Below are 25,222 nucleotides of genomic sequence, written 5' to 3'. Positions count from 1 at the left end.
CGAATCAGGCAAATCGAAAGACAGCGGAGCTTTACATGAAAATTCTGGTCACCGGCGCAAGCGGCTTCATTGGTGGACGCTTTGCGCGTTTCGCTCTGGAGCAGGGCCTGGATGTGCGGGTCAACGGCCGCCGGGCCGAGAGCGTCGAGCACCTGGTCCGCCGTGGCGCCGAGTTTGTCCCTGGTGATCTGACTGACCCGGATCTGGTGCGCGAACTCTGCACCGACGTCGAAGCGGTGGTGCATTGCGCCGGTGCCGTCGGGCTGTGGGGGCGCTATCAGGATTTTCATCAAGGTAACGTGCAGATCACTGAAAACGTTGTCGAGGCCTGCCTGAAGCGACGGGTTCGACGGCTGGTGCATTTGTCGTCACCGTCGATCTACTTCGATGGCCGCGACCACCTGAACCTGACCGAAGAACAAGTGCCAAAGCGCTTCAGGCATCACTACGCGGCGACCAAATATCTGGCCGAGCAAAAGGTTTTCGGCGCGCAGGAATTCGGTCTGGAAACCATCGCCCTGCGCCCGCGCTTCGTCACCGGTGCCGGCGACATGAGCATCTTCCCGCGCCTGTTGAACATGCAGCGCAAGGGCCGTCTGGCGATCATTGGCAATGGCCTGAACAAGGTCGATTTCACCAGCGTGCAAAACCTCAACGAAGCCATGCTCAGCAGTTTGCTGGCCGCCGGTTCCGCGCTGGGCAAGGCCTACAACATCAGCAACGGTACGCCGGTGCCGCTGTGGGATGTGGTCAACTATGTGATGCGCAAAATGGAGATCCCAGAGGTCACCCGGTATCGCTCCTACGGGCTGGCCTACAGCGTGGCCGCGCTCAATGAAGGGGCGTGCAAGCTCTGGCCGGGACGTCCGGAGCCGACGCTGTCGCGGCTGGGGATGCAGGTGATGAACAAAAATTTCACCCTCGACATCAGTCGCGCCCGGCATTATCTGGACTACGATCCGAAAGTCAGTCTGTGGACCGCCCTCGACGAGTTCTGCGGTTGGTGGAAAGCTCAGGACATTCGTTGAAACGAATCGGCCGACCGGCAATGAACCGCACTACAGGTTGAGGGTCAATCCCTGCGGCTGTGGGGTTTATACTTCGCCCCCATCTGCCATCACCGCGTTTCACAAAGGTTGCCTCAATGTCCATGCGTAATGATGCCCACGACGATTTCGATGATGTACCGAGCCTGCGTGCCGACACTTTCGACGACGATGACATTCCGACCACCGCCCGCACCTCCGTGCACTCGCGTACACCGCCCGTGGTCAAGGTCAAAGCGGCAAGCACCGGGCCTTTGTGGGCGCTGGTTGGCGCATTGTTTTTCGCCTTCATCGGCCTTGCCTGGTGGAGTTTTCAGCAGATCTCGCTGATGGAGCAGCAACTGGTCGCAACCCAGGAAAGCTTCGCGCGCATCAGCGAAGAAGCGGCGGGGCGCCTGCAGGACATTTCCGGCAAGGTCGTCGCCAGTCAATCCAACGTCACCAGCGACAGCGAAGCGTTGAAGCTGCAGATCAAGCAACTGGAAGGCAAGTTGCTCGATCAGAGCAAACAGCAGCAGGGCGTTGCCGGCCAGACCAGTGAACTGGACAAGCGTCTGGCACAGATGAGCGCCCAGACCAGCGAGCAACAAAACGCCAACAGCCAGTTACAGGCACAGGTCAAAGCCCTGAGTACAGAGCTGACCACGCTGAAAAACGCCCCGGCCGATACCAGCAAGGTCGACGCCCAGCTCAAGGGTTTCGATGCGCAGCTCAAGAGCCTCGGCGCGGACATCGCCGCACTGAAGAAACAGGGCAATCCGAGCGCGGCAATTGATCGACTGGAGCAGGAAATCGTCGTTCTCAAAAGCGAACAGGACAACCGCCCGGCAGCACCGCAAGGTGCCGCCAATACCGCTGAGTTCGATGCGTTCCGTCGCCAGATGACCCGCAACATCAACACGCTTCAGGCGCAGATCCAGAACTTGCAGCAGCAGATCAATGCCCGGCCTTAAAGCTTGATCAAACGTGTGGCGAGTGGGCACGTTCCCTCGCCACAGCACGGTGTAATCTCCAGAAACCTTCTGAATGTCCCTGCATCATCCCAAGCCGTCTACGCTCTTGAAACACCAACAAGAACGAGGGATGCGCTATGGGTTTTTTGCATAAAGTGGCCTGGCTCGGCGTGATGCTCCTGGCCGGGTTCGGCCAGGCCAACGCCGCGACCACTGCCAAGGATGACAGCCAGGCCGCCATCGCCTTGCTGGAAAAAGCACTGGCCTACTACCACGACAACGGCGACAAGGCGTTCGCCGCGTTCAGTCGCCAGGGTGAGTTTGTCGACAAGGACCGCTATGTGTTTGTGGTCGACACCAAGGGCGTCATGCTCGCCAGCGGCGGGCCCTCGTCGGCGTTGATCGGCCGTGATGTGAGCGAGGTGCTCGGGCCGGATCTGCAGAAAGCCTTCAAAAATGCCTTGAAAGTGCCCGAGGGCAACGGCATCCAGCAAGCCGAGTACCGCTGGCAGAACTGGTCGGATGGCAAGGTCGAGCGCAAGCATGTGTTTTACCAGCGCATCGGCCAACGGATTCTGGCGGTCGGTTATTACCTGCCGCGGGCGTCGGCGGAGCAGGCGATGGCGTTGCTGAACAAGGCGGCTACCGATCTGGGCAAAGACGAGAAGGGCACATTGACGGCGATCAACTCGCTCAAGGGCGGCTATTTGCAGGATGACCTGTATGTGTTTGTCGTCGACCTCGATACCCGGCGCTATGTCGCCCACGGCACCAATCTGCGCTTGATCAATACCGACTTCAGCAAGGTCAAGGACCCGGAAGGCAAACCGGTGGGTGAGCCGATACTGGCGCTGATTGCCAAACAGGATGATGGCGAATACGAATACCGCTGGAAAAACCCGGTGACCGGCAAGGTCGAGGACAAGCATGCCTACCTGAAGAAGGTCGGCCATTTTCTGGTAGCGGTCGGTTACTACAGCCCTTGATCAGCCAGATCCTGTGGGAGTGGGCATGGCTGCTATTGGGTGCCGTGCTCTCTGCCGCGCAGCAAGTTGTTCGGCATCGCAATCGCCGCCGTCAGCCCCAGCAGCGACACCGCCGCACTGACCCACAGCAAATGCCGGAAGGTCACCGAAAGCTCCGCCCGCAAAGCGTTTCGAGCATCACCCGGCGCCGCGTTCAAACCATCAAGCAACACATTGCCCGAATGCCCCTCGCTCATCAGCGAACTGCTCGCCAGGTGGGCGAAACTGGAGTCCTGCAACAATGCCAGCAACAGCGCCGACATCAGCGCCACACCCACCGCGCCGCCGAGCGAGCGGAACAGGTTGGTGGTGCTGGTGGCCACGCCAATGTCGCGTTGCGCCACCGAGTTCTGCGTGCCTACCAGAGAGGTAGGGAACTGCATGCCGCCGGCAATCCCGCTGAGCAACATGAACACGCCGCTGAGCAGCGTGGCCTCTGGCGGACTGAAGGCCATGCCCAGGATCGAGATCGGCATCAACATCGCGCCGGTCAGAATCTGCGGTTTGTAACGACCGGTCACTGAGGTGCGACGCCCGGCAAAGTAGGCGCCGATTGGCAGCCCCATGGCCAAGGGCAGCAAGTGCAACGCGGCGCTGTCGGCCCCGGCACCGGTGACGCTTTGAAAACGCAGCGGCATCAGCACAATCAGCGAAATCGCCTGGAAACTGGTGAAGAAAATCGTGCACCAGCACAGCAGGGCGTTGCGGTTGGCGAACAGGTGCATCGGCAGCAAGGGCTCACGCGCGCGGCGTTCATGCCAGACAAACAGCGCCAGCACCAGCACCGCACACGCGAACAGCCCAAGCACTTCGCTGCTGCGCCACGAATGACCCTGACCGATCTGGGTGATGCCGAGCAACAGAGCGGTCAGGCCAATGATCATCAGCAATGTGCCGAGGTAATCGATGATCGGTTTGCGCTGCGGGATCGGCAGGCCGCGCAGGTTACGCCGCGCCACCCAATAAGCACCCAGGCCCAGCGGCAGGTTGATCAGAAACACCCAGCGCCACGACAGGTACTCGGTCATGTAGCCGCCCAACACCGGCCCGGCGACGCTGGCCACCGCGTACATGCTGCTGAAGTAACCCTGATAGCGTCCGCGTTCGCGTGGCGGCACGATGTCGCCGATGATCGCCTGACTGACCGAAATCATCCCGCCGGCCCCGATGCCCTGGAGAATCCGCGCCAGCACCAGTTGCTCCATGCTTTGCGCCATGCCGCAAAACAATGAGGCGAGGGTGAACAGGCCCATGCCGAACAGCATCAGTTTGCGCCGGCCATACAAATCACCGAGCTTGCCGTAGATCGGCACCGCCACGGTCATCGCCACCATGTACCCGGAAATCACCCAGGCCAACAGGTTGACGTCTTTGAATTGGGCGGAAATGGCCGGCATCGACACGGCGACGATGGTCTGATCCAGTGCGCCAAGAAAGATCGCCATCATCAGCGCGACCAGCACGCTGCGAATGGCCGGTTTGGGCGTTTCGGGATGATTGAGATGGGGCACGAACAACACCTGCGGGCAGTGAGAGTCCCGCAAATGGCCAGGCGAGCGGGGAGGCTCGCCAGTGTAAGTCGGTAGGAAGCTATTCGATAGCCTCGTAAGGAAGTCCGACGTAATTTTCTGCAATGGTTTTTCGCCCTGCTTGCGAGCTGACAAAGTAGTCCAGTTCCGAGGCGCTGATGCGCTGGCTGAAATCATCGTGATCGTCGAAGCGATGCAGCATCGACGTCATCCACCAGGAAAACCGCTCGGCCTTCCACACCCGACGCAGGCAGATTTCGGAATATTTCTCGAGCAGGTCGACGCGTTCTTCGCGATAGACCTTCAGCAGAATATTGAACAGTGTGCTGACATCGCTGGCGGCCAGATTCAAGCCCTTGGCGCCGGTAGGCGGGACGATGTGCGCGGCATCGCCGACCAGAAACATCCGTCCGTATTGCATCGGTTCGACCACAAAACTGCGCAACGGCGCGATGCTTTTCTCGATCGACGGCCCAGTGACCAGGTTTTCTGCAAGCGCCACGGGCAGACGGGACTTCAGTTCATCCCAGAAGCGCTGATCGCTCCAGTCATCGACGTTTTCATCCGCCGGCACTTGCAGGTAATAACGGGTGCGAGTTGCCGAACGCATGCTGCACAGTGCGAAGCCGCGTTCGTGCCGGGCGTAGACCAGTTCTTCATGCACCGGTGGCGTGTCGGCCAGAATTCCCAGCCAGCCAAACGGATAAACCCGTTCGAAGACCTTCAGGCTGTCAGCCGGAATCGACTGCCGGGCGACGCCGTGGAAACCGTCGCAACCGGCGATGTAGTCGCAGTCGACGCGCCAGGTTTCGCCGTCCTTTTCAAAGGTGACAAAGGCTTCGTCGGTTTTCATGCCGTGAGGAACGACATCGATCGCCTGATAAATCGTCGGTGCGCCCGCGTCCCGACGAGCGGCCATCAGGTCGCGGGTGACTTCGGTCTGGCCGTAGATCATCACGGTTTTGCCGCCGGTCAACGCGTGCAGATCGATGTGCACCTGGCGCCCGTCCAGCGCCAGATCGAAACCGCCGTGAACCAGACCTTCGGCGTCCATCCGTTGACTCACGCCCGCCTGGCGCAACAGCTCTACCATGCCTTGTTCAAGCACGCCGGCGCGGATTCTGCCGAGTACATAATCGGGTGTCTGGCGTTCGAGGATGAGGGTGTCGATGCCAGCGTTGTGCAGCAACTGGCCGAGGAGCAATCCGGATGGACCGGCGCCGATGATGGCGACTTGGGTTTTCAGCGTTTTCATTGTTTTTATGACTCGCAAGCTTCACACGGCCAAGACCGTTGAATGATTTTTATGGATCGAGTGCTTGCATTTTTCCCTTGCGGGTCTGTCAATTGAAGGTGAAAACTGAGCCGATGCCTGTACATTCTGCCAATCGGTGCGATTATCGCCCACAACCCCGAGGCCTGGATTGAAGTGATGAACAAGCCTGAGCTGCCTTCGATTCCGGTGTTCAAGCTCTACGGTGAAAGCCTGGACTGGCCAACCCCTGACTTGCTGCACTGTGAAACCATTTCTTCACGCAGTCGCGAACATCAATGGGAAATCAAACCCCACCGCCACGCCGATTTGTGCCAATTGCTCTTCGTCTTCAAAGGTCAGGCAGAGCTTGAAATCGAAGGTCAGCGCACACAACTGCACACGCCCGCGATTCAGGTGCTGCCACCGCTGTCGGTGCACGGCTTCCGTTTTTCCGAGGACGTCGAAGGATTTATCGTCACCCTCGCCACGCCGCTGATCCATCATTTGCAGGCGCAACTGGGCGATTCGGTACACGCTCTGGCCCTGGCTGAAAGCTATTCGGCGGGCAAGGACGGCGATTACCTGAACAGCCTGTTTACTGCGTTGCAGGCCGAGTACAACGGCCACCAACCGGCGCGGGAAATGCTCATGCATTCGCTGGTCAGCGTGATTATGGTCTGGGTCAGTCGTCAGGCGATCGTGCGCCATAACGCCAGCCAGCGGCCGCAGCGCCAGCGTGAATACCTCAACGGTTTTATTCAATTGGTGGAAGAGACGTATCGCCAGCATGTGAAGGTCGAAGACCTGGCGCATCGGTTGGGGATTTCGGTGTCACACCTTAATGGCACTTGCCGTGAACTGGCGGGGCAGCCGGCGTTGCAGATCATGCACGAGCGCCAGTTACTGGAAGCCAAGCGCTTGCTGACGTACACCAGCATGACGATTTACGAGATGTCGGAGTTGTTGGGGTTTTCCGATCCGACCAACTTCACGCGCCTGTTCCGGCGCCGGGTGGGGATTTCGCCAAAGGCTTTCCGCGACCGCCTGAAGGCCGAGCAGTAAACCTGTAAACACCTCAATCCCTCTGTGGGAGCAGGCCGCGTTTGCGCGTTGTTACATCAACGCAACGCATTCAGCGTGGCATTGTGTGGAATGCAGTGCTCCAGGTTGCAACTGGCGTATTCGCGAGGCAGTTGTCGCAGTTGCTCGACCCGCCAGGCTGCAGTGCCGTACAACGCCAGTGTGGCGGCGCAGGTGATGAAAATCGCGAGGTATCTTCTTGTTTTGATGTTCATGGTGTCTGACCTCTGAACGTATACCCTTGGGTACTACTTTGAGCATAGGTCAGCGGTGACGACTTGCCAGCGTCAGCGTTTGCGCATCTAGCGTGACATTCAGAGCCGTTATGACCGGGGTTACAGGTCGATATCCCACGTCGGGTTTTCTGGGAATCTGAGTACCAGAAAATCCAGCATGCTGCGCAGCGCCGCCGGCATGTGCTTGCGTGAGGCATAGACCGCGTAGATGTTCATCTGCCGCGGTTCGGCGTGGGGCAACAAGCGAATCAACTCTCCGGCATGAATATGCACCCCGGCCTGATAGGTCGGCAGCATCGCCACCCCCGCGCCGGCCAGCGTCGCGCGCAACAATGTGCTGGCCTCGTTGGCGCTGATGTTGCCCTGTACCGGCACCGACACCGGTTCGCCATCCTCTTGGAAATGCCACAGGCTCTTGCCGAAATACGAGTGGGTCAGGCAGTTGTGTTGACTCAACTCTTCCACCCGTTGCGGCGCCGGATGTTCCTGAAGATACGCGGGAGCCGCGCAGACCACCGAACGGCAAACGGTCAGGCGCCGGGCAATCAGGTTCGGGTCCAGATCATTGCTGGTGCGGATCGCCAGATCGATACGCTCATCCACCAGATTCACCGTGCGGTCGAGCATCTGCATATCGATGCTGACACCGGGGTAGCGCTTGACGTAGGCGGCCATCGCGTCGGCCAGTTGTGCCTGGCCGAACGAGGTGCTGACGCTGATCCGCAGCAACCCGCGCGGTGCATCGTGGGGCTCGCTGACAGCGGCCTGCATGTCAGTCGACAGCTCGATCATCTGCCGGCAGCGCGGCAGGATTTCACTGCCGGCGGCGGTCAGGCTCAACTTGCGCGTGGTGCGGTGCATCAGGCGTGCGCCGACCCAGTCCTCCAGTTCCGCCAGATAACGTGAAACCACCGGGCGTGAAAGGTCCAGATGATCGGCCGCCGCTGACTGGCTGCCCAGATCCACCACTGTGACGAACACCCGCATTGCTTGGAGACGATCCATGATTTGCCCGCTTTCAGAAACAAACTATGTCCAAGCATCGCATTTTTTGTACTGACTCATGCAACTAAGCTCTGTCCCATCGCCAGACACGGCATTCGGACACCGGAGCAACAGATGATCGGTTTCACCACTCTCAAACGCGTTTTGCTTGCCACTGCCACCCTCGGTTTCGCCGCGCATGCCGCTGCTGCCAACCTGACCCTCGATGTCTACAATCCTGGCACCCAAGCCATTTTCCCGGTGACTTCGGTACTGGTCAGTGGCGAAAAGGACGCGATCCTGGTCGACGCGCAGTTTGGTAAATCCCAGGCCGAGCAAGTCGTCGAAAAGATCCGCGCCAGCGGTAAAAAACTCACCACCATTTACATCAGCCACGGTGATCCGGATTACTACTTCGGCCTCGATACCCTGACCAAAGCCTTTCCTGACGCCAAGGTGCTGGCTTCGCAGCCGACTGTCGATCACATCAATCAAACCGTCGCCGGCAAACTCGCGTTCTGGGGGCCGAAAATGGGCGCCGACGTACCGGCCAAAACCATTGTGCCGGGCGTGCTCAAGGGCGACAGCCTGATGCTGGAAGGGCAGAAATTGCAGGTGATCGGGCTGGACGGCAAGCAACCGGATCGCAGCTTTGTGTGGATTCCGTCGCTCAAGGCTGTGGTCGGTGGTGTGGTTGTCGCCGAGAACATCCACGTCTGGATGGCCGACACCCAGACCGCGCAATCCCACGCCGACTGGCTGCAGACCCTGCATTCGATTCAAACCCTGAAGCCGAAAATCGTGGTGCCGGGTCACTACCTCGGTGACAGCAGCCGTTCGTTGGCCAGCGTGAAATTCACCGCCGACTACATTAAGGCTTTCGACACAGAAACCGCCAAGGCCAAAGACTCCACCGCATTGATCGCCGCGATGAAAAAGCGCTACCCGAAACTGGGTGAAGAAAGCTCGCTGGCGCTGAGCGCCAAAGTCGCCAAGGGCGAGATGCAGTGGTAACCCGATTCTGAAAACGCAGCACTCTCAAGCCAACTGGAGAATGTCATGAGCAAGATCGCAATCATTGGTGCCACCGGTCGTGCCGGTAGCCAATTGCTGGAAGAAGCCCTGCGCCGCGGCCACAGCGTCACCGCCATCGCTCGCGATACCTCGAAGATCGGAACCCGTGCGGGTGTGGCCAGCCAGAATGTCGATGTGCTGGATTCGGCGGCGCTGCAAGATGCCGTTGCCGGTCACGACGTGGTGATCACCGCCGCGCACTTCACCACGGTGCCGGCCCGCGCGATTGTCGGGCCGGTGAAGCAGGCGGGGGTGAAGCGTCTGCTGGTGGTTGGCGGTGCCGGTTCGCTATTGCTGCCGGACGACACGCGGGTGATCGACAGCGCTGGTTTTCCGGCAGAGTACAAAGTCGAAGCCAGCGCCGGTGCCGCGTTTCTGGATGCGCTGCGTCAGGAGACGGAACTGGACTGGACGTTCCTGTCGCCGTCGGCGGAGTTTGTCGAAGGTGAGCGCACCGGCACATTCCGGGTCGGCAAGGATCACTTGCTGGTGAGTGCCGAAGGTCGCAGCTGGATCACGTTTGCCGATTACGCGATTGCGCTGATCGACGAAGTTGAGGCGCCGAAGCATTCGCGTCAGCGGTTTACGGTCGGTTACTAAGCAACAGCGCAGAACAAATGTGAGAGCGGGCTTGCTCGCGAAGAGGGAGTATCAGTCAACCTGATGGGTGACCGATACACCGCTTTCGCGAACAAGCCCGCTTGTACATTCGATTAGGGTGTTCAGCGGGTGTGGGCCTGCTCCACCAGCCAGATCATCAGTTCTTCCAGCTTCGGTGATGGCTCCCCGCCTTGCGGCAACACCACGTAATACGCCAGCCCCGTCTTCACCTTCAGCTCGAACGGCATCACCAGTCGTCCGGCACGCAAGTCATCGCCGATCAGCGACCAATCCCCGATCGCCACACCCGTCCCGTGGGACGCCATCGACATCGCCTGATCCAGCGTCTCGAAATGCTGGCCCATGTTCACATTGCTCAATTGCAGATGGGCGGCCGTCAACCACACGGTCCAGTCCTGAGTGTCTGCGGTCGGATGCAGCAGCAGATGTTGTTGCAGATCGGACGGTGCGGATAACGCCGGCGGGCCTTTCAACAACGCGGGCGAACAGACCGGTGTCAGTTGCTCATCAAACAGATGCAGGGCTGTGGAGGAGTTGTCCGGCGGCGCTCCGTAAATCACCGCCGCATCGAATGGCTCGCGCTGGAAGTCCACGCCATGGGCCAGCGTGGTGGTCAGTTTGACCGGCACGTCAGGGCGTTCCCTCTGCCATTGCAGCAGACGCGGTACCAGCCAGCGCATCACGCAACTTGGCGCCTTGATTTGCAGGGTTTGGCGCTTGAGACCGATCTGCTCGGTACCTTCGCTGATCAGGCCGAAGATTTTCTCCACCCGTGGCAGCCATTCGCGACCTTCACTCGTCAGCGCCAGGCCACGCGCCTGACGAATGAACAGCTCATAACCCAGATGATCCTCAAGCCCGGCGATCTGTCGGCTCACGGCCCCCTGGGTGATGTGCAACTGCTCGGCCGCCCGGGTGAAGTTGCAGCACTGCGCGGTGATCAGAAAGGTGTGCAGGGCGGGCAGGGGAGGCAATCGCTTCATTGGGATCCAAGGTATGACGTGAGGACATGGCTAGTATGACTTTTAATCGATTGTTGCCGCTACCTGCTGCCCGTTCAATGAGCCCATTCCACGGCCCGCTCCCACCCAGGGCCCTGTGTTTCAACTGAATATAAAGGGCAATCGACATGGCGACGTGTGGCGAAGTACTGGTCAAGTTACTCGAGGATTACGGGGTCGAGCAGGTGTTTGGCATTCCCGGGGTACACACCGTGGAGCTGTATCGCGGGCTGGCCCGTTCGAGCATCAACCACGTCACGCCACGGCATGAGCAGGGCGCCGGGTTCATGGCCGACGGCTATGCGCGCACCAGTGGCAAACCGGGCGTGTGCTTCATCATCACCGGCCCCGGCATGACCAACATCACCACGGCGATGGGCCAGGCTTACGCCGATTCGATACCGATGCTGGTGATCTCCAGCGTGCAGTCGCGCAGCCAGTTGGGAGGCGGGCGTGGCAAGCTCCACGAGTTGCCGAACCAGAGCGCATTGGTCGCGGGCGTCGCGGCGTTCTCCCACACGCTGATGTCGGCCGCTGAGTTGCCGGTGGTGCTGGCGCGCGCCTTTGCGCTGTTTCAGGCCGGGCGACCGCGTCCGGTGCATATCGAAATCCCGTTGGACGTGCTGGTTGAGGAGGCTGATGAATTGCTCCTCAGCGTCCCGGTCAACATCGACCGGGCCGGCGCTGCGCCGGCCGCCGTGAGCCGCATGACCGAGTTGCTGGCCGGCGCCCAGCGTCCGTTGATTCTTGCTGGAGGCGGTGCCATTGATGCTGCCGCTGAACTCACCGAACTGGCCGAGTTGCTCGACGCGCCCGTGGCACTGACCATCAACGCCAAAGGCATGCTGGCGTCCAGTCATCCGCTGTTGATTGGCTCGACGCAAAGCCTGGTTGCCACTCGTGCACTGGTCGCCGATGCCGATGTGGTGCTGGCGATCGGCACCGAACTGGCCGAGACCGATTACGACGTCACGTTCGCCGGCGGTTTTGAGATTCCCGGCAAGCTGCTGCGCGTTGATATCGATGCTGATCAGACGGTGCGCAACTACCCGCCGCATCTCGCGTTGGTCGCCGATTCGCGCAACGCGGCACAGGCGCTGCTCAGTGCGTTGTCGCACAAACCATTGGCCGAGCGCCGCAACGATTGGGGCCAGATGCGTGCGGCACGTCTGCGTGATGATCTGGCCGCGACCTGGGATGCCCCGACCCTGGCCCAGACGCGTTTCCTCGAAACGGTCCTGGACGAATTGCCGGACGCGGTGTTCGTCGGCGACTCCACGCAACCGGTGTACACCGGCAACCTGACCTTCAACCCGGAGCGTCCACGCCGCTGGTTCAACTCGTCGACCGGTTACGGCACCCTCGGTTACGCTTTGCCGGCAGCCATCGGTGCGTGGCTTGGCGGCCACTGCGACAACGGTGCGCGCCCGCCAGTGGTGTGCCTGATCGGCGACGGCGGTTTGCAATTTACCCTGCCGGAACTGGCCAGCGCCGTCGAAGCGCGCACGCCAGTGATCGTCTTGCTGTGGAATAACCAGGGTTACGAAGAAATCAAAAAATACATGGTCAACCGCGCCATCGAACCGGTCGGCGTCGACATCTACGCCCCGGACTTCATTGGCGTGGCCAAGGCGCTGGGTTGCGCGGCCGAGGCGATCAGCTCGGTTGAGCAATTGCGTGGTGCGCTGCGCGCCGCGACGGATCGTCAGGGGCCGAGCGTGATCGAAATCGACCAGCATCAATGGATGCAGGCGGTGGCCAAATGATGAGTTTTCCAACCACACTCGACGGCCTCTACATCAACGGCCAATGGTCGGCCGGTCGCGAGCATTTGCGCGTGATCAACCCGGCCACCGAAGCGCTGCTGACCACGGTCAATGGCGGTGATGAGCGGGCCGTCGATCACGCGGTGACCGTGGCCGCCGAAGCCTTCAAGGATTGGTCGACCACCACGGGGGCCGAACGCGGCGCGATCCTGCGCAACATCGCCAACGGCGTGCGCAATGGCCGCGAGGACTTGATGAAGTTGCAATCGAGCAACAACGGCAAACCGCAATTCGAAGCGGGCATCGATGTCGACGACGTGATCGCCACCTTCGAGTATTACGCGGAACTGGCCGAGGGCCTCGACGCGCAACAAGACACGGAGGTGCCGCTGCCCAGCGATGATTTCAGCGCACGTCTGCGCCGCGAACCGTGCGGTGTGGTCGGGCTGATCGTGCCGTGGAATTTTCCCATGGTCACCACCGCATGGAAGCTCGCCCCGGCCCTGGCCGCCGGTTGCTGTGTGGTGCTCAAACCGTCGGAAGTCACGCCGTTGCCCGAGTTGGAACTGGCGGCAATCATCGCTGAATCGGGCCTGCCCAAAGGCGTCTTCAACGTGGTCTGCGGTACCGGTATGGCCGTGGGGGCGCCGCTGTCGGCGGATCCGCGTATCGCCAGGATTTCCTTCACCGGTAGCAACGCTGTCGGTGTGCAAGTGATGCAGCGCGCCGCCGAGAGTGTGAAGGGCGTGAGCCTGGAACTGGGCGGTAAATCTTCGCTGCTGGTGCTCGAAGACGCTGATCTTGATTTGGCGGTGGAACTGGCCTGTGGCGGCGGTTTCTTCAACGCCGGGCAGATGTGCTCGGCCACCAGCCGGGTGTTGGTTGCCGATGAATTGGCGGACGCGTTTCTCGTGCGCCTGAAGGCCCGCGCGGAAAAAATCCGCGTGGCCGAACCGTTCGATCCGGACGTGGAAATGGGCGCACTGGTCAATCAGGCGCAGTATCAGCGTGTGCTCGGCCACATCGACCGTGGGTTGAGTGCCGGGGCGAAGCTGGTGTGCGGTGGTAACCGTCCGGCGGATCTGCCGCGCGGCTATTTTTTACAGCCGACGATCTTCACTGACGTGCCCCTCGACAGTGCGCTGTGGTGCGAAGAGATTTTCGGCCCGGTGCTGTGCGTGCGCCGTTTCAGCAGCGAAGCCGAGGCGATTGCCCTGGCCAACGACAGCCAGTTCGGGCTGGTCGCCAGTGTGGTGACGCGTAACGCCGAGACCGCCGACCGGGTCGCCAAGGCTCTGCAGGCGGGCCTTGTGTGGCTCAACGCGCCGCAGGTGATCTTCCCGCAGACGGCGTGGGGCGGTTACAAGCAGAGCAGCATCGGCCGCGAATTGGGGCCGTGGGGCTTGTCGGCGTTTCAGGAAATCAAGCATGTGATCCGGGCGCTCTGAAATTGAGTGGCCCGGACTGACGCCATCGCTAGCAGGCTCCCACGGGGGTTCGTAGTGAACACAGATGTTGTGGACACCACCACTGTGGAAGCCAGGCTGCTGGCGATGAGGGCAGCGAACACAGTAAAAAGTCTGGATCAGACCGACTGCCGCAACCGCGCCAGATCCCGCAACGGCGGCGCGCCGAACAAACGGCTGTACTCGCGGCTGAACTGTGAGGGGCTTTCATACCCCACGCGATACCCTGCCGCCGACGCTTCCAGCCCTTCGGCCAGCATCAGACGCCGCGCCTCTTGCAGGCGCAATTGCTTCTGATACTGCAGCGGGCTCATCGCCGTCATCGCTTTGAAACGATGATGCAGTGTCGACACGCTGAGGTTCACTTCCTTGGCCAGATCGTCAATGCGCAGCGGTTGCTCGAAGTTGCCGTTAAGCCATTTGATGGCCTGGCTGATGCGGTGGCTCTGACTGTTGGCAATCGCGATTTCATACAGTCGATGGCCCTGCGGGCTGCGCAGCAGGCGATAGAGAATCTCCCGACGGATCAGCGGCGCGAGCATGGCGATGTCTTTCGGCGCATCCAGCAAACGGGCCAGACGCAGCACCGCGTCGAGCATCGCACTGTCGATTTTTTCAACGTACAAACCGCGTCCGGTCGGCCGGGTCGGTACACCGAGCGGGCCGGCGTCGGCGATCAGTGCGGTGATCTCAGCCGGGTCGATGTCCAGACGCACGGCGAGGATCGGATCTTGCGGCGACACGTTGACCACGCGCCCGCTCAGCGGCATCGAGACCGAGACCACCAGATAATTGAGCGGATCGTAATTGAAGAACTCGTCGACCAGTCGCACCTCTTTGCGACCCTGAGCCATGATGCACAGGGCGGGTTGTGCCAGCACCGGGGCGAAGTCGTGGGACTTTGTGTGGCGCGACATGAACAGCGAGCCGATGGCCGTGGCGTAACTGCCATCGTCCGTGGTGTTGCGGCGAATGATCGCCGCCAGTTCAGCGCGTTGCTTTTCCATGTCGGCGTCGAGTGGGGCTTGAATCGGATCGAATGACGTCATGCACGGCATCCTCGGCAAGGGATGTGGAGTGGAGCAGAGCATATGTTTGTGCAAGCGTGAACGGTAGACACATTCTGCGAAATGCTTGCCTGATTCTGCGCGGTGTTGCTCATGTTCCCGCCCATAGCGGGACGCAGAGCCTGGAACTTGCTTGAAACGCATGTGACAGCCATGTGACGAGGTTTTGCAGACGGTTGCAGCGACAACGCGCAGTCTCGCAGGATTGTGCAACGCGACGGCAGGAATCGACTAACGGCCCCTGGCGCTCGCCCCTTAATCTTGGATCCTGTCGCAGCCCGTCCCCGGCTGCCACGCGACTCCCTGGGAGGGTTGAACATGTCCAAGCAGATTCCCGTCAGTCATATGGCCTTGGTTCGAGCGCGCGCCGGGCGCTCGGCGGAACTCGGTGTGCGCCTGAGCGCATTGATCGAACCGTCCCGCGCCGCGCCCGGTTGCCTGAGCTTTGCCTTGCAGCATTCGCAGTGTGATCCCGAGTTGTGGATGGTCTGCGGTTTCTGGAGCAATCAGCAGACGATGACCGCGTATTTCAGCAGCCCGTCGATGGAAATCTTCGCCGAGCTGGTGCAGGAGCTCGTGGTCAACAGTCTGGATTTCCACACCTTCAAGGATGTCTCGCCAGCCCAGGCCCTCGGCCAATGTTCGGCACCGGTACACAAACTCGCCGGTTGAGGGTTTAATGTCCGGCTTAATTGACTGAGCCAGGACTTGCGACATGGCACGTAAAGAGTTCGAACACTTCGAAGCAGTTTCCGCAGTCGTCCCCGTCGAACTGGGTGGCAACAAGGGTTATTACGCGGCAATCGCGGTCAAGGCCCTGGTGGATGGCGGTGCACCGCGCTTTCACAAATTGCTGGATGATCAGGTGTTTCCCGGCGCCATCGCCGCCGATGACGCTGCCATCAATGAGCTGGATCGCCTCAAGGGCGTCACTGAAGACGCCGAGCTTATCTGGTAATCCGTTACTTGGCGGCCCCCGGTCGCCACATCTTGAACAGGGCTTCAGGCCCTAGCTGGAAATAATCCGCCGGCCCGCCGCCGCGCAGAATCGGTTCTGCCGCGGCGGTGTCGTAGATCCCATCCTTCAACAGCCACTTGGCGATATGCACGGCGACCACTTCGCCGAGGATCAGCCAGCTCGGCACTGTCTCGCCATCGGCGCGTTGCAACTGAATGATCTGCGTGACCTTGCACTCGAAGGACACCGGGCTTTCGGCGACGCGGGGCACGGAAATCACCCTTGATGCGACTGTCGTCAGGCCTGCCAATTCAAACTCGTTGACCTCAGGTGCAACCATCGCGCAGCTCTGGTTCATCTGCTCGGCCAGCGGGCGGGTGGCGAGGTTCCAGACGAATTCGCCGGTCTGTTCGATGTTGTTCAGGCTGTCTTTGCGTCCGACGCTGGAGAAACCAATGATTGGCGGAATGTAGTTGAAGGCGTTGAAGAAGCTGTAGGGCGCCAGATTCAACTGGCCGTTGGCATCCTGCGAAGAAATCCAGCCGATAGGGCGCGGGCCGACGATGGCATTGAACGGATCGTGGGGCAGACCGTGGCCGTGGGCGGGTTCGTAGAAATGGATGTCATCGGGCATGGCTTGGGATCCTGGAGTGCATTGGGTAGGGGCAATAGTGCAAGCCGGGTGATGCAATTTCCAGACAAATGCAAATCTTGTGGAGTGGGTTTGTTTGCGAAGAGGTCGTGTCAGTTGCCATCAGTATCGACTGAACGGACGCCTTCGCGAGCAAGCCCGCTCCCACAGGGTTTTTGTGTGGAACCCTACATTTTGTTTGCCCCAGAAATGACTGAGCCCGGCCGAAGCCGGGCTGTGCGCTGGTTAATGAATTATCAGCTGATCGAAGCTGGTTGGGTGCGGTCGTAGCCGTCTTGAGCGACGGTGGCGGAGCCGGTGCGGTCGTAGCCGTCTTGAGCGACGGTGGCTTAGCCGGTGCGGTCGTAGCCGTCTTGAGCGACGGTGGCGGAGCCGGTGCGGTCGTAGCCGTCTTGAGCGACGGTGGCGGAGCCGGTGCGGTCGTAGCCGTCTTGAGCGACGGTGGCGGAGCCGGTGCGGTCGTAGCCATCTTGAGCGACGATGGCGGAGCCGGTGCGGTCGTAGCCGTCGGCGGCAATGGCCGAGCCGGTGCGATCAAAACCGTCGGCTGCGAAGGTGTTGGCGGCCAGTACGGACAGGGTCAGGGCGAGGATCAGTTTGGTTTTCATGTTCGTTACTCCAGATTCGTTGGGGGTGTGTCTTGCATGGGTTAAATGCTACGCCAATAAAATTGATTAAAAAGCGCAAAATAATGCTAAAAACAATCGATTAATTTGATGTTAAGGGCGGCGCATTTAAATCGCTTACGTCTTCGCAGCAAACAACACGCAGGTCATCGATCAGGTGTTGGCAGGATGCAGCGCCAGGATTAATCAGCGATTAATCGCTGTTTTGCCGTTTGTGACAGATTTTTCATGAATTCCCGACCGCTTTTTCACCGCTGCAACGCCAGTCTGCCCTCGGCCAGAAAACCAAGAACCGGCCGTCACACAATGGAGCGTTACCCGCGATGAATAAACTGCCTCAAATCACCCTGGCTTTCTGGATCATGAAAATCTGCGCGACGACCCTGGGGGAAACCGCGGGGGATTTGCTGTCGATGACCCTCAATGTCGGCTACGCGATCAGCTCGTTGATTCTGATCAGCGTGTTCGTCCTGACGCTGATCACGCAATTGATGGCCAAGACCTACAAGCCGCTGCTTTACTGGATCGTGATTTTGTCCACCAGCACCGCCGGCACCACCATGTCCGACTTCATGGACCGCACGCTGGATTTGGGTTACGCCACCGGTTCGATGATCCTGATCGCGATTCTGTTGGCGATCTTCTCGGCGTGGCGACTGAGCGGTGACTCGCTCAATGTCAGCAAGGTGCAGACCTTGCGTGGCGAGATGTTCTATTGGATGGCGATTCTGTTTTCCAACACCCTGGGCACCGCGCTTGGGGATTACCTGGCCGACGATTCGGGGCTTGGTTTTGCCGGCGGCGCATTGCTGATCGGCTCGACCATTGCTGTGGTGGTGCTGCTCAAGTACTTCACGAAGATTTCGACAGTGTTGTTGTTCTGGGTGGCGTTCGTATTGACGCGGCCGTTTGGCGCAACGCTGGGCGACTTGATGACCAAGTCTCATGAGAAGGGTGGGCTGGACTTCGGCACCATTGGTTCGTCGGCGGTGCTGGCGGGGATTCTGCTGGCGATGATCGTGGGGGCTTCTTATGCGCAGAAACGTTATGGCACACAACACGCTACTGCCGAGTTGACTTGATATCGAGTTACCCCTTCGCTGGCAAGCCAGCGAAGGGACCCGCACAGCCACGGTTGCAGTGGCTGTGAAACCCGATCAGTCCGTCACGATCCGCGAATGCTTCTGGGTGTCTCTCATGGTGATGTACACCAGCAATGACACGGCGATGCACGCGGTGACGTACCAGTAATAACCGCTTTCCATGCCAATGCTCTTGAACCACAGCGCGATGTATTCGGCAGTACCGCCGAAGATCGAGACGGTCAGTGCGTACGGCAGGCCGACGCCCAGCGCACGGATTTCAGTCGGGAACAATTCCGCTTTCACCACGGCGTTGATCGAGGTGTAGCCGCTGACGATGATCAGCGCTGCCATGATCAGGAAGAACGCGCCCCACCAGGTTTGAATGGTGTGCAGGGTCATCAGGATCGGCACGGTGAAGATCGTACCGAGCACGCCGAAGGCGATCAGGATCGGACGACGACCGATCTTGTCCGACAGGCCACCGATGATCGGTTGCAGGCACATGAACAGGAACAGCGTGGCCGCGGAAATGGTGGTCGAGTCGGAGATGCTCATGCCGACGGTGTTCACCAGGTACTTCTGCATGTAGGTGGTGTAGGTGTAGAACGCCAGTGTGCCGCCCATGGTCAGGCCGACCACGGTCAACAGCTCTTTGGGGTGACGCATCAAGGTGCGCATGGCGCTTTCCTTGGCTTTTTCTTTTTTGGTGAACGACTCGGTTTCTTCCATGCCGCGACGCAGGTACAGCGCAACGACTGCGCACAGCGCGCCGATGGCGAACGGAATACGCCAGCCCCACGCGTACAACTGCTCGGTGGTCAGGGTCTGTTGCAGCACGATCAACACGCCCAGCGCGATGAGCTGGCCGGAGATCAGGGTCACGTACTGGAAGCTTGAGAAGAAACCGCGACGTTCCTTGGTCGCCATCTCCGACAGGTAGGTGGCCGAGGTGCCGTATTCGCCGCCGACCGACAGGCCCTGCAGCAGACGGGCAAACACCAGCAGGATCGGTGCACCGATGCCAATGGTTTCGTAATTGGGGCTCAGGGCGATCAGCAAGGAGCCAAAGCACATCAGGTAAACCGAAGCCATCAGGGCTTTCTTGCGCCCGACTTTGTCGGCGTACAGGCCCATCAGCCAGCCACCGATCGGGCGCATCAGGAAGCCCACGGCGAAGATCGCGGCGGTGTTCATCAGTTGCGCGGTGGAAGAGCCCGCGGGGAAAAAGGTCTTGGCGAAGTACAGCGAGAAGGCGGCATAGACGTACCAGTCGTACCACTCGACCATGTTGCCGACGGAACCGCTGAAGATCGACTTGATCCGGCTGGCGGTGGTTCGTTCTTTGACCGGCACGGCAGCCGACCCAAGAGGCAGGGCGTTGGAGTTATCCATTGAAGGATCCTTCGTTTAATTGTTTTTGTGGAGCGCGTAGAAACGCAGCCTGCTGGGGCTATAGCAGGAGCTGTGCCAACGGGGAGAGGGCCGGTTTAGAGGGGGTGGCGGTTTTTTTTGAGCGGAAATCCGCTTATGGCTGGTGGGTGGTGAGCGGAAAATTGCTCATTGAGGTGGGCAGGTCTTTATTGCCTGTGCCGGCCTCTTCACGGGCAAGCCACGCTTGCACCGGACAGACCGTGTGAACACTGCCGACCACTGTGGGAGCGGGCTTGCTCGCGAAGTGGCCCGAATCGGCACCGCAACATTCAACTGCCTGGAACAAACATCTCCCGACTCAACCCATGGCGCTGCATCTTTTCATTGAACGTGCGGCGCGGCAGTTGCAGCTCTTCGAGCACCGCTTTCACATCGCCCTTGTGCCGGGTCAGCGCGGCGCGCAAGCACTGCGCTTCAAACGCCTCCTGCTGCGCTGCCAGCGACTGCCCCGGATCAATTCCCGGTGCCGGCTCATCCAGCCCCAGCACCTGACGTTCAGCAACGTTGGCCAGTTCGCGCACGTTGCCCGGCCAGTCGTGGCTGAGCAGATGACTCAACTGCGCACCTCTCAAGGATGCAAAGGTTCGGCCCAGACGCAGAGCGGCATTCTGGGCGAAGGTCTCGAACAGCAAGGGAATGTCTTCGCGGCGATCTCGCAACGGTGGCAGGCGCAACTCGGCAATGTTCAGGCGATACGCCAGGTCTTCGCGAAAACGTCCGGCCCGGGCTTCATCGAGCAAGTCGGGTTTGGTCGCCGCGACGATCCGTAAATCCACCCGAATACTCTGGTTCGAGCCCAGGCGCTCAAGCTTCTGCTCTTGCAACACCCGCAGCAACTTCACCTGCTGAGCCAGCGGCATGCTTTCGATTTCATCGAGAAACAGCGTGCCGCCATCGGCGTATTCGAGCTTGCCGATGCGCTTGCCGGACGCCCCGGTAAACGCACCGCTTTCATGGCCGAACAGTTCGGCCTCGAACAATTGCTCCGGGATCGCCGCGCAGTTGAGCGCCACGAATGGTTTGTCCGCACGCGGGCCGAAATCGTGCAGACAACGCGCCACCAACTCTTTGCCGCTGCCGGTTTCGCCACGGATCAGCACGTTGACCGGCAACGCTGCCAGATCCAGTACCTGCCGGCGTAGCGTCTGCAACCCACGGGACACGCCGAGTAACGTCGCATCGAGTTTGGCGCGGTTGTCGGCCTGCTCGTGCAGGGCACGGTTTTCCAGGATTAACCGGCGTTTTTCCAAGGCCCGGCGCAGGCTGCCGAGCAATGTTTCCGGGCTGAACGGTTTTTCCAGAAAGTCGTAGGCGCCGTCGCGCATCGCTTCGACCGCCATCGGCACATCGCCGTGACCGGTGAGCAGAATCACCGGTAAGTCGGCATCGCGGCGCTGCACCTCGGCCAGCAGTTCCAGACCACTGAGACCGGGCATGCGCACATCGCTGAGGACCACTCCGGGAAAGTGCGCGGGCAGTGCGGCGAGGCATTCTTCGGCGCGGCTGAACAGTTGCACCTCAAAGCCCGACAGGCTCAACCACTGCTCGACTGCGCTGCGAATGCTGCTTTCGTCATCGACCACCATTACCGAATTGAGCATCAGATACGTGCCTCCAGATCGATCGGCACAGACAGGGTGAACACCGCACCGGTCTCGCCATTTTCCACACTCAAACGTCCACCGGACTCATGGACGATGGCGAAAGATACCGCCAGGCCCAGACCCAGACCGTCGCCCACCGGTTTGGTGGTGAAGAACGGATCGAATACCTGGTTCAGATGCTCTGCGGCAATGCCGCCACCATTGTCGCTGACGCTCAGTTGCCACAGTTGCTCATCGGCCTGCAAGCGTATTTCCAGACGCTTGCACGGTTTGCCTTGCATCGCATCAAGTGCATTGCGCAACAGGTTGATCAGCACTTGTTCCAGACGGATCGCATCACCGCGTACCCACGCCGGACGAGTCAGGTGCAGCACCAGACTGACCTGTTCGTCGCGCAGCCGCGCATCGAGCAGTTGCAGGGACTGATCAACCACCGTCGCCAGATCCAGGCGCTCGCGCAAACCGCCGGGGCTTTTTCTGGCGAAGGTTTTCAGGTGGCCGGTGAGGGCGGCCATGCGCGTGAGCATATCGTCTACCGGTTTGAGTGCCTTATAGGCGTCATCGACCCGACCATGGTCGAGCAGCAGGCGCAGCGTCGCCAGTTGCATGCGCTGAGCGGTCAGCGGTTGATTGATTTCGTGGGCGAGCGCGGCGGACATCTGGCCCAATGCCGCGAGTTTGGCCGATTGCACCAGACCGTCCTGTGCGGTGCGCAACTCGCGAGTGCGTTCCTCGACCAGTTGCTCCAGCTCTTCACGGTTGCGCTGGCGGATTTTCGACAGGCGCCAGCGCTGGTTGAGAAACAGCAGCAGAAACACCAGCGCCAGCCACACGCCGGCAGCGGCGAGCCCGGCGTTGCGCAGGTCTTCGAATGCCACTTGCGGGCGACGCAAAAGGTGCAGCGTCCAGCCTTCGGCGGCCAGCGGCAGCGATTCCCACAAATAATCTGCTGTGCCTTGCGGGCCTTCGACCCGGCGCAGTTCGCTGTTGTCATCGAAAAGGCGCAGCGACAGATGGGTCAGTTGCACCAGCGACTGTTTGTCGTACTGACGGGTGGCCTTGATCTCGGCCAGATCGCTGGCGCTCAACGGTCGCAACGAGCGATAGCGCCAGCCGGGCTGGTTGGCGATGAAAATGATGCCGCGTGCATCGCTGACCAATAGCGTGTCGTTGCCCTGGCTCCATTCGCGTTCAAGTTCGGGGAATTCCAGCTTGACCACCATCGCCCCCAGGAACTCATTGTTATCGCCGAGTACCGCGCTGGAGAGGAAGTAGCCGGGAATCCCGCTGGTCACGCCCACCGCGTAAAAACGCCCGCTGCCTTGGGTGCGGGTCTGGCTGAAGTAGGGGCGGAAACCGTAATTGTGGCCGACGTAACTGCTCGGCAAGCGCCAGTTGCTCGCCGCTACAGCGAGGCCCGTGTGATCAAGCAGTTCAAGGGTCGAGGATTGCGCCGCGCCGTTGATCTTTTCCAGCTTGAGATTCAGCGCCGCCTGCTCGTCGGCATCGACCGGCCCGGCCAGCGCCGAACGTAATTGCGGATCGAGCGCCAGCACAGCGGGCAGGGCGCGGTAGCGGTCGATCAGGGTGTGCAGGGAATTGGCGTACAACGCCAGTTGCTGGTTGGCGCGGGCGGCGTCTTCCTCCAGCGCCTGGCGTTCGGCGTGGCGGATCGCAAGCATGGCAGCAAGCGCTGCGCCGGCAATGATCAGCAGGGTATACAACGACAGACGCAAGGTACGGGAAGTCGGCAGCATGCTGGGCGAAGGGTCGGCAGGATGGGCGGGCACGATAGCATGCGCCCACGTGGCGAAGCGCGATGTTCGCGCGAACCACGTCGCTCAGACAGCGGTTTCCCGCGCCTGGCGTCGAAGCTGGAGATTCAACCTCGGTTTGGGAACGGGTCTGGGTCTCGGTTCTTCAGTGATTGATTGTTCCAGTTGCTGCAGACGTTCGGTAACCTCTTCGGCTTCGCTACGCGCGTTGAGTACTGTCTGAGCTGTTTCCTTTATCCTGTCGATGGCATCGAACGGGTCGACTCCGGTCCTCGCCAGCTTCATGACTTGACGTTGTTTTTCGTCATCCAGTGAGTCCAGCTGTTTGTAGAACCTTTGCTGAATATCCTCAGAGTAGGCGTTGAGGTTATTGGTGAAGGTTTTTATGCCGTCGATCAGGGCGGCGCCGCCATTGACCAGATCCTTTACTGTTTCGACCCCGTTTGAAACAGTCTCGCCGAGCGTATTCAGGCCATCCTTGAGTTCTTGAGTGTGTAGCGTTTGCGCCAACTTCAGACCTTTCTTGAAGAAGTGGTAGCGTAACAAAGGCATCGCCACGGCTCCGACAACCGCACCGACTGCCAGGCCGATGGCATTCCCGGCACCCGGTACGACGCTGCCCAAGAGCCCGACTACCGTACCTCCCGCAGCTATTCCCTTGAAGACCGATTTTATGCCGTGTTTTGACTTGAGGAAGGTGCCGAAAGTCATACTTGCACGCAGTTCGTTGATGTCGGCGTTTTCCGGAACAAGCCCGTCGAATTCAGTCGCCAGATTATGTATCTGGTTCGCCGCTGTCTGAGCCTTGTCCAGCATCCCGAGAAAGTCGCCAAGCAATTCGAATACGGCTTTTTTTCCGCCGGTCCTGTCGACGTACAGGAGTGGATTGTTGCCAACCATGGCGTACAGGTTCAGGCCATCGACATCGCCATTCGGGTCGGCGCTTATCCAGCGCTGTAACCACGGCGAGTAGTAGCGCTCGCCGTAGTAGTACAAGCCACTGACATCCATCTCCTTGCCCGAATAACGGATGAATTTGTAGCGCACTTCGACGGCGTGGCGTGCGGCCATCCACGCTGTGGCACCGAACGGGTAGTAACCCTCCTGGCTGATCAGGTCGCCCTGTTGATCAAGCTCCATCACGCAGGAGCCGAGATGATCTTCGAGGTTGTAACGCACTTGGTCATTGGCGATTTCATCGGGTGGTTTTTTCGCCCAATGCAGGCAACGCGCACTGCCTACCGAGATGATGTGCAGTTCTTCGCAGTTGTCCTTGTTGCGGATTTCCAGGCCCGGCAGGTAGCGCACCTGATGAAAGTGCACAGTCCTGTAGGTGTACGTTTCATGGCGTTTGAACACCCTCACGCCCTGGCTGTAACGGTAGTGTTCGGCATCGTCATCGGTGCCGTCTCGGGCAATCAGCGTCACGCGTTGCAGTTCATCCCGTGCATTCCAGTGCATGGCCTGTCCCGGTTGCAGGTTCTGCTGGTTGCCGTGGCGGTCGAACAGTGTGCCGAAGTCAGGCTCCGGATCATCCGGTTTCCAGCGCACGCCGCGATTGCTGACTGAATCAATGCGCATCTGCACGGTGCGGTTGGCGCCGGCCCGTACATGCACCAGTTTCACCAGATTGCCGCCGGTGTCGTAAGTGTAGGTCTGGGTATAGTTGAGGCGGTTGTTAGGGTCGGTGGGCGTTGGCAGGCCGGGAATGTCCGAGAGCGGGCCGTCGTCGTAACCGCTGGCGCTGACCAGTCGGTACAACGAGTCGTAGCTGAAATCACGGTGACCGTCGACCAGTTGGTTGGCGAAATAGACCGGCTGGAAGGCATGGTCTTCGATGCGGGTAATGTTGCCGACGGGGTCGTAGAAATATTCGAGGTCTTGCAGCACTGCGCCGGTGTCTTTGCGACTGGACTGAGTGTGCAGACGACTGTCTGCCGGGTCGTACGTCCAGCGACTGAGGACAAGATTACCGGCCTGCTGCTCGA

23 protein-coding genes are annotated in these 25,222 nt (G+C 60.1%); 11 read left to right on the top strand and 12 right to left on the bottom strand.

Annotated features, from left to right (window positions below):
* Nucleotides 1-35 precede the first annotated feature (35 nt).
* From AACY02_RS24005 to AACY02_RS23995, 3 genes are all read left to right on the top strand, one after another.
* Nucleotides 36-1,028, top strand: a complete 993-nt coding sequence (locus AACY02_RS24005; protein WP_339434072.1) for an NAD-dependent epimerase/dehydratase family protein — start codon at nucleotides 36-38, stop codon at nucleotides 1,026-1,028.
* Nucleotides 1,029-1,144: 116 nt separating this feature from the next.
* Nucleotides 1,145-1,999 carry an ATPase gene (locus tag AACY02_RS24000; protein WP_339434071.1) on the top strand — a complete coding sequence of 285 codons (855 nt, stop codon included), beginning with the start codon at nucleotides 1,145-1,147 and terminating at the stop codon, nucleotides 1,997-1,999.
* A gap of 137 nt (nucleotides 2,000-2,136) precedes the next feature.
* Nucleotides 2,137-2,985, top strand: coding sequence for a cache domain-containing protein (locus tag AACY02_RS23995; RefSeq protein ID WP_339434070.1), 849 nt, complete (start codon nucleotides 2,137-2,139; stop codon nucleotides 2,983-2,985).
* A 32-nt stretch (nucleotides 2,986-3,017) separates the two neighbouring features.
* Here the strand turns inward: AACY02_RS23995 and AACY02_RS23990 are convergent, their stop codons facing one another.
* Nucleotides 3,018-4,535 (bottom strand): MDR family MFS transporter, encoded by a 1,518-nt coding sequence (locus AACY02_RS23990; protein WP_339434069.1) that lies wholly within the window; start codon nucleotides 4,533-4,535, stop codon nucleotides 3,018-3,020.
* Between the two features lie 79 nt (nucleotides 4,536-4,614).
* The gene (gene pobA, locus AACY02_RS23985; RefSeq protein ID WP_339434068.1) at nucleotides 4,615-5,808 is read right to left on the bottom strand and encodes a 4-hydroxybenzoate 3-monooxygenase; all 1,194 of its coding nucleotides are present in this window, start codon (nucleotides 5,806-5,808) and stop codon (nucleotides 4,615-4,617) included.
* A gap of 177 nt (nucleotides 5,809-5,985) precedes the next feature.
* Here pobA and AACY02_RS23980 point away from each other — a divergent pair, with 177 nt between their 5' ends.
* Entirely contained in the window at nucleotides 5,986-6,870 is an 885-nt protein-coding gene (locus AACY02_RS23980; protein WP_339434067.1) for a helix-turn-helix domain-containing protein, read from the top strand.
* Nucleotides 6,871-6,926: 56 nt separating this feature from the next.
* Here the strand turns inward: AACY02_RS23980 and AACY02_RS23975 are convergent, their stop codons facing one another.
* Together AACY02_RS23975 and AACY02_RS23970 are read right to left on the bottom strand one after the other, a co-directional pair.
* On the bottom strand, nucleotides 6,927-7,103 hold the full coding sequence (locus AACY02_RS23975; protein ID WP_339434066.1) for a hypothetical protein: 177 nt from the start codon (nucleotides 7,101-7,103) through the stop codon (nucleotides 6,927-6,929).
* A gap of 120 nt (nucleotides 7,104-7,223) precedes the next feature.
* Nucleotides 7,224-8,129: a LysR family transcriptional regulator gene (locus tag AACY02_RS23970; RefSeq protein ID WP_339434065.1), complete on the bottom strand. Its 906-nt coding sequence runs from the start codon at nucleotides 8,127-8,129 to the stop codon at nucleotides 7,224-7,226.
* Between the two features lie 114 nt (nucleotides 8,130-8,243).
* On the opposite strand from AACY02_RS23970, the gene AACY02_RS23965 reads away from it, so the two are divergent.
* Complete coding sequence (locus tag AACY02_RS23965; RefSeq protein ID WP_339434064.1) at nucleotides 8,244-9,122, top strand: MBL fold metallo-hydrolase; 879 nt, start codon at nucleotides 8,244-8,246, stop codon at nucleotides 9,120-9,122.
* 45 nt (nucleotides 9,123-9,167) lie between these two features.
* Complete coding sequence (locus AACY02_RS23960) at nucleotides 9,168-9,782, top strand: NAD(P)-dependent oxidoreductase (RefSeq protein ID WP_339434063.1); 615 nt, start codon at nucleotides 9,168-9,170, stop codon at nucleotides 9,780-9,782.
* Nucleotides 9,783-9,904: 122 nt separating this feature from the next.
* Here the strand turns inward: AACY02_RS23960 and AACY02_RS23955 are convergent, their stop codons facing one another.
* Nucleotides 9,905-10,786 (bottom strand): LysR substrate-binding domain-containing protein, encoded by an 882-nt coding sequence (locus AACY02_RS23955; protein ID WP_339434062.1) that lies wholly within the window; start codon nucleotides 10,784-10,786, stop codon nucleotides 9,905-9,907.
* A 146-nt stretch (nucleotides 10,787-10,932) separates the two neighbouring features.
* On the opposite strand from AACY02_RS23955, the gene AACY02_RS23950 reads away from it, so the two are divergent.
* Together AACY02_RS23950 and AACY02_RS23945 are read left to right on the top strand one after the other, a co-directional pair.
* Nucleotides 10,933-12,570: a 5-guanidino-2-oxopentanoate decarboxylase gene (locus AACY02_RS23950; protein WP_339434061.1), complete on the top strand. Its 1,638-nt coding sequence runs from the start codon at nucleotides 10,933-10,935 to the stop codon at nucleotides 12,568-12,570.
* Nucleotides 12,570-14,018, top strand: coding sequence for an aldehyde dehydrogenase family protein (locus tag AACY02_RS23945; protein WP_339434060.1), 1,449 nt, complete (start codon nucleotides 12,570-12,572; stop codon nucleotides 14,016-14,018). Before AACY02_RS23950 ends, AACY02_RS23945 begins: the two co-directional genes overlap by 1 nt.
* A gap of 137 nt (nucleotides 14,019-14,155) precedes the next feature.
* Here AACY02_RS23945 and AACY02_RS23940 read toward each other — a convergent pair whose 3' ends face one another.
* Nucleotides 14,156-15,085, bottom strand: a complete 930-nt coding sequence (locus AACY02_RS23940) for an AraC family transcriptional regulator (RefSeq protein WP_339434059.1) — start codon at nucleotides 15,083-15,085, stop codon at nucleotides 14,156-14,158.
* Between the two features lie 336 nt (nucleotides 15,086-15,421).
* Here AACY02_RS23940 and AACY02_RS23935 point away from each other — a divergent pair, with 336 nt between their 5' ends.
* Both AACY02_RS23935 and AACY02_RS23930 read left to right on the top strand, forming a co-directional pair.
* Nucleotides 15,422-15,775, top strand: coding sequence for an antibiotic biosynthesis monooxygenase family protein (locus AACY02_RS23935; RefSeq protein WP_339434058.1), 354 nt, complete (start codon nucleotides 15,422-15,424; stop codon nucleotides 15,773-15,775).
* Nucleotides 15,776-15,818: 43 nt separating this feature from the next.
* Complete coding sequence (locus tag AACY02_RS23930; RefSeq protein WP_339434057.1) at nucleotides 15,819-16,061, top strand: hypothetical protein; 243 nt, start codon at nucleotides 15,819-15,821, stop codon at nucleotides 16,059-16,061.
* 4 nt (nucleotides 16,062-16,065) lie between these two features.
* Here the strand turns inward: AACY02_RS23930 and AACY02_RS23925 are convergent, their stop codons facing one another.
* Together AACY02_RS23925 and AACY02_RS23920 are read right to left on the bottom strand one after the other, a co-directional pair.
* Entirely contained in the window at nucleotides 16,066-16,695 is a 630-nt protein-coding gene (locus tag AACY02_RS23925) for a flavin reductase family protein (RefSeq protein WP_339434056.1), read from the bottom strand.
* A 347-nt stretch (nucleotides 16,696-17,042) separates the two neighbouring features.
* Nucleotides 17,043-17,321 carry a hypothetical protein gene (locus tag AACY02_RS23920; protein ID WP_339434055.1) on the bottom strand — a complete coding sequence of 93 codons (279 nt, stop codon included), beginning with the start codon at nucleotides 17,319-17,321 and terminating at the stop codon, nucleotides 17,043-17,045.
* Nucleotides 17,322-17,662: 341 nt separating this feature from the next.
* On the opposite strand from AACY02_RS23920, the gene AACY02_RS23915 reads away from it, so the two are divergent.
* Nucleotides 17,663-18,421, top strand: a complete 759-nt coding sequence (locus AACY02_RS23915) for a COG4705 family protein (protein ID WP_339434054.1) — start codon at nucleotides 17,663-17,665, stop codon at nucleotides 18,419-18,421.
* A gap of 75 nt (nucleotides 18,422-18,496) precedes the next feature.
* Here AACY02_RS23915 and AACY02_RS23910 read toward each other — a convergent pair whose 3' ends face one another.
* The 4 genes from AACY02_RS23910 to AACY02_RS23895 all read right to left on the bottom strand — a co-directional run.
* A complete protein-coding gene (locus tag AACY02_RS23910) occupies nucleotides 18,497-19,816 on the bottom strand; it encodes an MFS transporter (RefSeq protein ID WP_221734371.1) in 1,320 nt (439 codons plus the stop codon).
* Nucleotides 19,817-20,124: 308 nt separating this feature from the next.
* Nucleotides 20,125-21,456: a sigma-54-dependent transcriptional regulator gene (locus tag AACY02_RS23905; RefSeq protein ID WP_339434053.1), complete on the bottom strand. Its 1,332-nt coding sequence runs from the start codon at nucleotides 21,454-21,456 to the stop codon at nucleotides 20,125-20,127.
* On the bottom strand, nucleotides 21,456-23,216 hold the full coding sequence (locus AACY02_RS23900) for an ATP-binding protein (RefSeq protein ID WP_339434078.1): 1,761 nt from the start codon (nucleotides 23,214-23,216) through the stop codon (nucleotides 21,456-21,458). Before AACY02_RS23900 ends, AACY02_RS23905 begins: the two co-directional genes overlap by 1 nt.
* An 84-nt stretch (nucleotides 23,217-23,300) precedes the next feature.
* Nucleotides 23,301-25,222: RHS repeat-associated core domain-containing protein (locus AACY02_RS23895; RefSeq protein ID WP_339434052.1), on the bottom strand; the 1,922-nt coding region annotated here is incomplete at its 5' end.

The organism is Pseudomonas sp. EA_65y_Pfl2_P78, assembly GCF_963970495.1.
GTDB lineage: Bacteria > Pseudomonadota > Gammaproteobacteria > Pseudomonadales > Pseudomonadaceae > Aquipseudomonas > Aquipseudomonas baetica_A.
Note: the sequence above shows the minus strand (reverse complement) of the source record. Positions and strands in the feature narration are given on the sequence as shown.